Below are 7951 nucleotides of genomic sequence, written 5' to 3'. Positions count from 1 at the left end.
TCAAATAATGAGGAGGTTGTGTGCTGGCGACGTGCTTACGCCATTACGCTGGGGCTGACTATATGGCTTTGACCAATATCAGCCACAAAATGTCTTATTTCCTGAGACCCAGAATATTGCGCACGAGATCAAGCACGCGCCGGAATGTGAAACGTCCGGCAGGGCCGAATACAACGCCTGTCAGCGCTGCCATAGCCACGGACTGTTTGAGCTGTGCCAGCTTGCGATCCCGACGGATACGCGCCTCGATCGCAACAGGATCCGGAATGGAACGGGCCGCGAGAAGGCCGAAGATCAGAACGAACAGAAGGTCCACACCCATGACGCAGAGTGCGGACGCGACGTAACCCAGTCCGACCACATCAATGAAAAATGCCCACAGGAGCCCGTGAAACGAGATCGCCGCGAACATCAGGAAGACTGCCGCGACAACACCATAGGCGACTCTGCGGCCGATTCGCATGGCAGAGCGGGAAAGGATCTGTCCCTGGGCGGAGAGGACGTCCTGTCCGAGTTCAATGGGCTTCATGGGAAATCGTTTGCCTCTTCTTCAGGACGGAGCCGGACGAGATGCCGTCCGTCTCCTGCCTGGAAAGAACCGGGCTGTTACTTGGAGAAACGGCCGGCAAGGAAACCGACAACGGCCGAAATCAGGACGGCTGCGATCGGACGCGCCCGTACACGCGTCGAAACATTTTCAATTTCATGATCCGTGATTTTGCGGGCATTTGCAACGGCATGATCCGTGCGATCTGCTGCGTCGAGCAGAGCAGGATTGATGCGGTTGTTCAGGAGTTCCTGCAACTGGGTCCGCAGACCGTCGATCTGAGCCTGCGTGGTCTCGGTTGCAACTTCAATGTTATCCTTGACGCTTTTACGGCTCATGTTCAAACCCCTTCTTCAGTATCAGGTCAGATCTGTTCTGGCCTGATTTTGTTTCGCTCATAACGATTCATTCTCCCAGAGGTTGCATGTCAGGCCTGTCAGGCGCTCCCCGCATGGCTCCCAAGCAGGGGAGCGTCCGCCCCTCCCGCCCGAAGGCCGTCGTGGAGCCCGTGCTGGACATTGTCGGGCTGCGCGCCGCCATTGACGCACAGCCCGTCGATCTGTCGCTCCAGCCCGGCGCGACCCTGACCCTTTTCGGCGACCAGCCCGCGGCCCTGTCGCGCCTTCTGGATGTACTGGCAGGCTTCCTGCCTCCTCTGGGCGGCACCATCACGGTCAATGGTGAGGATGTGACGTCCCGCCCGCCCGCAGAACGGCGCATGCGGATTGTCAGCCCGCGGGACCCGCTTTTTCCGCATCTGAACCTGCGCGACAACATCGCCTTCAGCCTGCGCGCGAACCGGAAAGGCAAAACGGAAGCCTTGGCTGCTGCCGGACGGATGATCTCGCTCATGGGGCTGGATGGTCATGCCGACCTGCGACCGGCTGAACTGAATGCTGAACAGTCCCTGCGCGTCAGACTGGCGCGCGCCCTGATCACTTCACCTGACGTCCTGCTTCTTGACGACCCGCTCCACGCGCTCGATCCGCATGCCGCACGCCGCATCCCGATCCTGCTGGGCACCCTCTCCCGTGCCCTGAACCTCAGCGTCATCCATGCCGTCTCACGTCGTGAAGATGCCCTGCGCTCCGGCGGTGCCATTGCGGTTTTTCAGGATAATGTGCTTTTGCAGTGCGCTGACGCAGCCCGCCTCTATGACCGTCCCGCCTGCGTTGAAGTCGCAACCCTTTTCGGCGAGACAAATACTTTGACGGGGCAGGTTCTGGACATCGGTGATGACGTGGCCCGCGTACATCTCGCCTGCGGCGGGATTGTGGACGCCATGGTTTCCGAAGATCTGATTGAGGGTCAGGAATGTCTTGTCTGCGTTCGCCCGGACCGGATATCGCCATTTTTCGGCCCCCAGAGCCTCGGCATGGACGACGACGGAGACATCCCCGTGCGGGGCGTGCTGACCGACAGCACCCATCTCGGAGACCATATCCGCATGCGCGTCCGTTGTGCGGAAGGGACGGAAATTGAGTTGCGCCGCCCCCCGCTTCAGGCCCAGAAAATTCCTGCCCCCGGCACGGCTGTACAGCTTGCATGGCCCGCTGCCCATGCGACGGCCTTTCCGCTGGGCGCCGGGATGTATTAAACTGCGCCCGCCCCGTCCGGAAACAACCGGGCAGCCCCTTTCGGACACCTGAATTTTTCTAAGGATCCTTTCGTTCTGACCCGGCCCGCCTTCCCTTCGCGACATGTCTCCCGGACATCTGGTCGGGCCTCCCACAGGAGCCTCCCGCTTCGGACACCCCTGTGCGCGCTAGTGATTCTGTCTTTGCTGCGCCCGGCAGCACAGGCCGCGTCGCCGCACCAGAGTAACGGCATCGGAACATTTTTAACGTCTGTCGGACACGACATCACATCCGTTTTCGTACCCGCGCCGGCCTCGGCCCATGCACACAGACGCACTCGCCACGTTCGCAAACCCGTCCATCACCCTGAACCCGGCTTTGGTGTTCCCCAGGGAACAATCGCAGCACACGCCCTGACCTCCACAGACACCACTCTGCCTCTGGTAGAATGGGACGGCCGGACAACCACGCTTCAGACCGCAACGCAGGCGGCCAAGCCCGCATGGATGGCCGTTCTCGTAACCGGTACGCAACTGGTGCAGGCCTGTGAGGGCAAATGGGTTCATCCGGTCGACAGCACGCCGACCTGCGGCATTCCCGGAGGTGTTAGCGACATTGCACTGACCTGGGACCGCTCACGCCTGACAACTGCACCGACCTGGCAGGACTTCTGGGACGTGGCCCGCCATCCGGGACGACGGGGATTGCATTTCGGCGCCCGGACCACACTGGAAATCGCCCTGCTGGCTGACGGCGTTGCGCCACAGGACATCTATTCCACGCTGTCCACATCGGCCGGCGTGGAACGTGCGCTCCGCAGGCTGGATCTGCTGCGACCCTATATCGTGTGGTGGGAAACGCCTGCCGATGCCGCGCGCATCATGGAACAGAGCGGTGCCCTCATGCTGAGCGCGCCCGCCACGGAAGTCACCAGCGTGAGCGCACGGGCCCCATCCGGTCCGGCGACATCGCTTTTCGTTGCCGGTACGCAGGGTGTTCTCCGCTCTCCGCTTTTCTGGGCCATTCCCACCAATGTTTCCGCGGAGAGCGCACACCGGACCCTTGAGCAGCTCAGAATGCACGCTCCTCATCTGGAGGACATGCCCGTTCCTGTTCCCCCGGAGAAACCTCCTACATTCCTGACAGTCAGCGACACGTTCTGGTCCCTGCACGGCGAGGCACTCGAACAGCAGTTCGAAGCACGTTTCGTTCCCCGGACACCCTGATGGCCCTCGCTCTTCGCCTCAACCTCCCCTCGATCCTGACGGGACTTCTCGGAGCCTGTGCGCTGATCGCACTGCTCATACGGGTTCTGCCAGCGCCGGTTCTGCGCCGCCTGGGGCTGATCCTGCTTCTTCCCGGACCAGGACTGGCACTCGCTCTGGCCAGCCTGCATTCCGCTCCGGGATGGCTGGAAGGGCTGCTCATCGCACCCGCAGCGGTCTTTCCGACAGGCGCCACTCTGCTGACCCTTCCTCCCGGCACAACCCGCGCCGCCATCGGTCTGGGAGCAGACCTGCCGACACGCCTGCGCCTGATCTGGTTCCCGCTCCTGCTGCCGTCTGTTTTTCTTTCCTTTCTTCTTGCGACTGCTTTCTGCATCGCCTGTGCCCTGCTGGACCATCCATGACGTCTCCTTCCACGCCTTTCTGGCAAACCGTTCCTCTGGACCAGATGTCCTCCGAGCAGTGGGAGTCTCTCTGCGACGGCTGTGGCCGGTGCTGCCTCAACAAACTGCGCGACGCAGATACGGAAGAGGTCATCTATACCAACGTCGCCTGCCGCCTTCTCGACACTCACACCTGCCGCTGCACCGACTACGCGGACCGTCACCGCAAGATCCCGGACTGCGTGACCCTGACCCCGGCACTTCTGGCCGAGATCGACTGGCTTCCGCCCAGTTGCTCCTATCGCCTGCTGCGCGACGGATTTGATCTTCCCGACTGGCATCCGCTGCGCACGGGTAACGGCAAAGGCGTCCACAGTTCCGGTGCGTCCGTTCAGGACCGCTGCATCAGCGAGCGTCGCGCAGGTCCTCTGGAAGACCATCTGGAAGACTGGCCTGGCGAATGGCCGGACCGCTCGCCGCTGTGTCAGGTCCTGAAACTCAAAGGCTGACATCCATGCTCCCCCCGACCGTTCCACTGATCTGGAAGCGTTCGGCACGGGCCAGGCGCATCACTCTGCGGATCGAACCTGTGCGCGGCGAAGTCATCGTCACGGTGCCCCAGAATGTCACCAGGGACCGAGCTCTGGCCTTCGTTCACCAACAGACGGAATGGATCGCAAGAGCCCTTGCGGCATTGCCGGAAAAGCCCGCACTGACAGACGGTTCTCACGTCATGATCGACGGGCACCACGTTCCCATTTTTCATGACCCCACAGCCAGACGCGGATGCTGGCTTGATGCAGATGGGCTCCATGTGAGCGGAGATGCTTCCCACACGACCCGCCGCGTCTGCGATTTCCTTCAGCTTCTGGCAAAAGAACGCCTGACCCAGACCCTTCAGACCCATTCTGAAAAAATGAATCTTTATCCCACACGCCTCGACCTGCGCGAGGTCCGAACGCGCTGGGGAAGCTGCACGAAACAGGGCCGGATCATGCTCAGCTGGCGCCTGCTAATGGCACCTGTTCCAATACAGAATTATGTTGTCATCCACGAACTGTCGCACCTGAAACACTTCAATCATGGCCCCGACTTCTGGACTCTGGTGGACAGTTTTATTCCCGAAGGACGAACAGGACGTCTTGCAGCGGAGCGCTGGTTGAGAGAAAACGGTACCGCTCTCCTGCGCGCAGCATGAGGGTTGTGCGAGCTTGGCGGAATGGTAGACGCACGAGACTTAAAATCTCGAGTCCGCAAGGACGTGCGGGTTCGAGTCCCGCAGCTCGCACCACATAACTCTCTGATTTCATTGGAAATATGAGGATATGACCCGCACTTTGCGGGTTGGTTCTCCAAAGCTCTTCTCCAAAATCTGGAGAAGCTTCGTGCTCAAACAAGTTGGTTCACGATTCCACTTCCGCCGTGTGGTGCCTCAGGCGCTCCGTCCGATTCTCGGAAAAAGCGAGATCTGGATCTCGCTGGGAACAGCAGGCAAAGTTGAAGCCCGACGTCGCGCAGCAGAGCTGCATGCGCAGACGAGTGATGTGTTCAGAGGACTTCGCAGCGTGAGCCGTTCCAAACCGCCTTCTGAAACCTCCATGCCCTCTCCGAACGAGAGTGCCGATTTCATGAAGAAACACGGCTTTGAAACCAAAGACGACGTCTATCGGGCTTTGCTGGAAAAATACAAAGACATGTTGGCAACACAGGAGACCATTCGAAAGAATGACGTCTCGTCAGCGGAGATGGCCGGACAAATCAAATACTATAAAAGCACGATGCAGCACGCTCACGACGTACGGGCTTTGAGCGCAGGTATCGAAAAAATCATTGCGGTCGCACTCGACAGCCAGAATCATATGACAGCAATGACTCGCAAACTGATCGAGGCCTCCCATATCAGCGCCGCTGAGAAGAAAGGTCTTGAGAACGAAATCAAACGTCTTCATGAGACGCTCTTGAGTACATTCACAAAAGCGCTCGATGGTCGGAGCGCTGCAACCGAGACCTCAGCGCCTGCGACCAATGAAACTGAGACAAAGCCCAAAAAGGGCGTAGCAACACCGAAGACACGGCCCGCCATTTTACTTACTGAGGCGCTCAACCGCTTTTTGAACAGCAAGCCTACCAAAAGCCTCGAAACTCAGAGAGACACCAGCAGAACCGTGGCGCTCTTCATCGAAGCTTTCGGAGACCTGTCGATACGAAACATCGATGGCAAAATCGCCGGTGATTTCAGGGATGTCTTATTCTCGTTGCCAGCATCACACGGCAAAACCAAAAACCTCTCTCTACAAGACGAAATCGAAAGAGCCGCATCTCACGATGTATCGACGCTGAGCGCAAAGACTGTGAAGAACCATTTTATGCGGCTCTCATCGCTCTGGAACGACCTGCTTCGAAGAGATATGGTTGAAAAAAATCCGTGGGGGAATTGGGACTTCAATCTGACCAAGAAAAACCCGCGTCGCGCCTGGACAGCAGAGGAGATGGACAAACTCCTGCAAACGCCATGGCCCTTGTGCAGTATTCCTGCTAATACTTTCAAAGGCATCACGATGATTGCTGCTTATAGCGGTATGCGCTTGGGAGAAATCTGCAATCTCCGCAATGAAGACGTTCAGACTATCGATGGCGTTTCATGCTTCCGCGTTTGTGCTCATCCTGAAGACAACTGGTCTCCCAAGACTGAGGCCGGAGAACGTCTTGTTCCTATCCATTCTGTCCTCCTCGATTGGGGTATTCTGAATTTCCAGAACGCAGGCGAGAAATATCTCTTCTCTGAGTTGAAGACATCAACGGATGGCAATCGTGGTGCTGACTTCAGTCGAGCGTTTTCCCGCTACAAAATGATGATGGAGCTTCCGCCAGTAGTCACATTCCATGGGTTCCGGCATACTGTCTCAACACTTCTGCGAAACCAGAACAGCGATATCCGGGAGCTTTGGATTGATGCGTTGCTGGGACATGAGGCCAGTCACAAGAGCCAAGGTGCCACGACATATCTGAGCGGCATTGAGATGCAGAACCTGAAGAGAACGGTCGAATCAATTCAGTATCCCGCCTTCAACCTTCCCCCGCTTGGATGAGGACTCAAGTGTCTCTTCCTTTATTCCACGGCAAAACCCACTTCATACAAAGTGTCATGTAGGAACTAATTTCTTGTTGTGGGTAGAATAGAAGACCTTCTGCTTTCGCCTCAAATCAGACATTATTGAGTTAATCCGCCACTCTTAAAAGCAGACGTATCCAGTTGGTAATCTTCGTTTGGAAGGCCTGCCTGCAGCCAAGTCATTACTTTTGTCATAAAATCATTAATATAATTGCTTGTGTCTTGAGGGGATGGCATTTGGCCATGGCCCGGGTAACGAAATGGCGCAAATATCAGTAGGGTTTCGATTTTATTTTCAAGAGGAGTTCCGCGTGTCAACAAAGGTGTCCATTGTTCTATGTGATCAGGAAAATTAACAGAGCATAATATATGAAGAATGTCCATTCCATGTAATGGCATATTATTTAAAGCATCATTAAATGCATTTCTTTTTTTATTCATGGTGATGTTTTTATTGGAGTGTAAAAGCATGAACTCAATCAGGGATGCTGCATAACCATCAAAACCCATGCTTGTTTTTAATTCTATAACAATACATTTTTTACTTTCCGTATTGGTGACCAAATAATCAATACGTTTTAGTGGGAATACGTCTTCTTTATCATCTGCTACAGGAATTATAATATCGACTTCGTCATAAAATTTTATTCTTCGGTCAAATAAAAAAACATTCCGAAAACCTTCCTTCATTGCATTAGGCAATAGATAACGCGATTTGCTATTCTTCAATTCTGAAAAAGGCTGGCTAAACAGGCTAGCTAAGTTTTTTTGTTGACTATTTTGTCTGCAAACCTCCCTCGCAAGGTTGCGTATAGCTGTTCGCATAGGCTGTCTGCCGTCAGATCGAGGATCATCAATGATATTCGAAAAATTAGTATATTCTTTCATTCTATCAAAAACTCACAAATTACGTTTAAAATAATTTTTTGTATAACAATAATATTCCAATTTCATACTATATTTCGACAAATTATCAATAATATATATTTTTCATTTTCCTAAATCTTTGTTCAATCATCTATTGACGTCAGCTTCGCCAGTTTTTTCGTCCAAAAGTGGATGTTTCCCTTCCCCCCCCCCCAGATTTTCCTGTCCGCTCAGTGATC

9 protein-coding genes and 1 tRNA gene are annotated in these 7951 nt (G+C 55.3%); 7 read left to right on the top strand and 3 right to left on the bottom strand.

Annotation, left to right across the window (positions count from 1 at the left end; genetic code table 11):
* Nucleotides 1-94 precede the first annotated feature (94 nt).
* Nucleotides 95-529 (bottom strand): hypothetical protein, encoded by a 435-nt coding sequence (locus GAL01_RS15020; protein ID WP_062027185.1) that lies wholly within the window; start codon nt 527-529, stop codon nt 95-97.
* A gap of 77 nt (nt 530-606) precedes the next feature.
* Nucleotides 607-885 carry a hypothetical protein gene (locus GAL01_RS15015; RefSeq protein ID WP_062027183.1) on the bottom strand — a complete coding sequence of 93 codons (279 nt, stop codon included), beginning with the start codon at nt 883-885 and terminating at the stop codon, nt 607-609.
* A gap of 86 nt (nt 886-971) precedes the next feature.
* Between GAL01_RS15015 and GAL01_RS15010 the strand changes: the two genes are divergently transcribed.
* From GAL01_RS15010 to GAL01_RS14980, 7 genes are all read left to right on the top strand, one after another.
* The gene (locus tag GAL01_RS15010; RefSeq protein WP_062027181.1) at nt 972-2144 is read left to right on the top strand and encodes an ABC transporter ATP-binding protein; all 1173 of its coding nucleotides are present in this window, start codon (nt 972-974) and stop codon (nt 2142-2144) included.
* Between the two features lie 171 nt (nt 2145-2315).
* On the top strand, nt 2316-3350 hold the full coding sequence (locus tag GAL01_RS15005) for an extracellular solute-binding protein (RefSeq protein ID WP_231865200.1): 1035 nt from the start codon (nt 2316-2318) through the stop codon (nt 3348-3350).
* A complete protein-coding gene (locus GAL01_RS15000; RefSeq protein WP_231865199.1) occupies nt 3350-3754 on the top strand; it encodes a hypothetical protein in 405 nt (134 codons plus the stop codon). The genes GAL01_RS15005 and GAL01_RS15000 overlap by 1 nt, the downstream gene beginning before the upstream one ends.
* Nucleotides 3751-4242 (top strand): YcgN family cysteine cluster protein, encoded by a 492-nt coding sequence (locus GAL01_RS14995; protein WP_062027175.1) that lies wholly within the window; start codon nt 3751-3753, stop codon nt 4240-4242. Before GAL01_RS15000 ends, GAL01_RS14995 begins: the two co-directional genes overlap by 4 nt.
* Nucleotides 4243-4247: 5 nt before the next feature.
* Complete coding sequence (locus tag GAL01_RS14990; RefSeq protein WP_062027173.1) at nt 4248-4931, top strand: M48 family metallopeptidase; 684 nt, start codon at nt 4248-4250, stop codon at nt 4929-4931.
* Nucleotides 4932-4938: 7 nt separating this feature from the next.
* Nucleotides 4939-5024 (top strand) — tRNA-Leu (locus tag GAL01_RS14985).
* A 34-nt stretch (nt 5025-5058) separates the two neighbouring features.
* The gene (locus GAL01_RS14980) at nt 5059-6822 is read left to right on the top strand and encodes a DUF6538 domain-containing protein (RefSeq protein WP_231865198.1); all 1764 of its coding nucleotides are present in this window, start codon (nt 5059-5061) and stop codon (nt 6820-6822) included.
* 122 nt (nt 6823-6944) lie between these two features.
* On the opposite strand, the gene GAL01_RS15590 is transcribed toward GAL01_RS14980, so the two are convergent.
* Nucleotides 6945-7733, bottom strand: a complete 789-nt coding sequence (locus tag GAL01_RS15590) for a hypothetical protein (protein ID WP_145995664.1) — start codon at nt 7731-7733, stop codon at nt 6945-6947.
* Nucleotides 7734-7951: the final 218 nt, after the last annotated feature.

Source organism: Gluconobacter albidus (genome assembly GCF_002723915.1).
GTDB classification, from domain to species: domain Bacteria; phylum Pseudomonadota; class Alphaproteobacteria; order Acetobacterales; family Acetobacteraceae; genus Gluconobacter; species Gluconobacter albidus.
The sequence above is the reverse complement of the archived record's forward strand: the minus strand, read 5'-3'. Positions and strand labels throughout refer to the sequence as shown.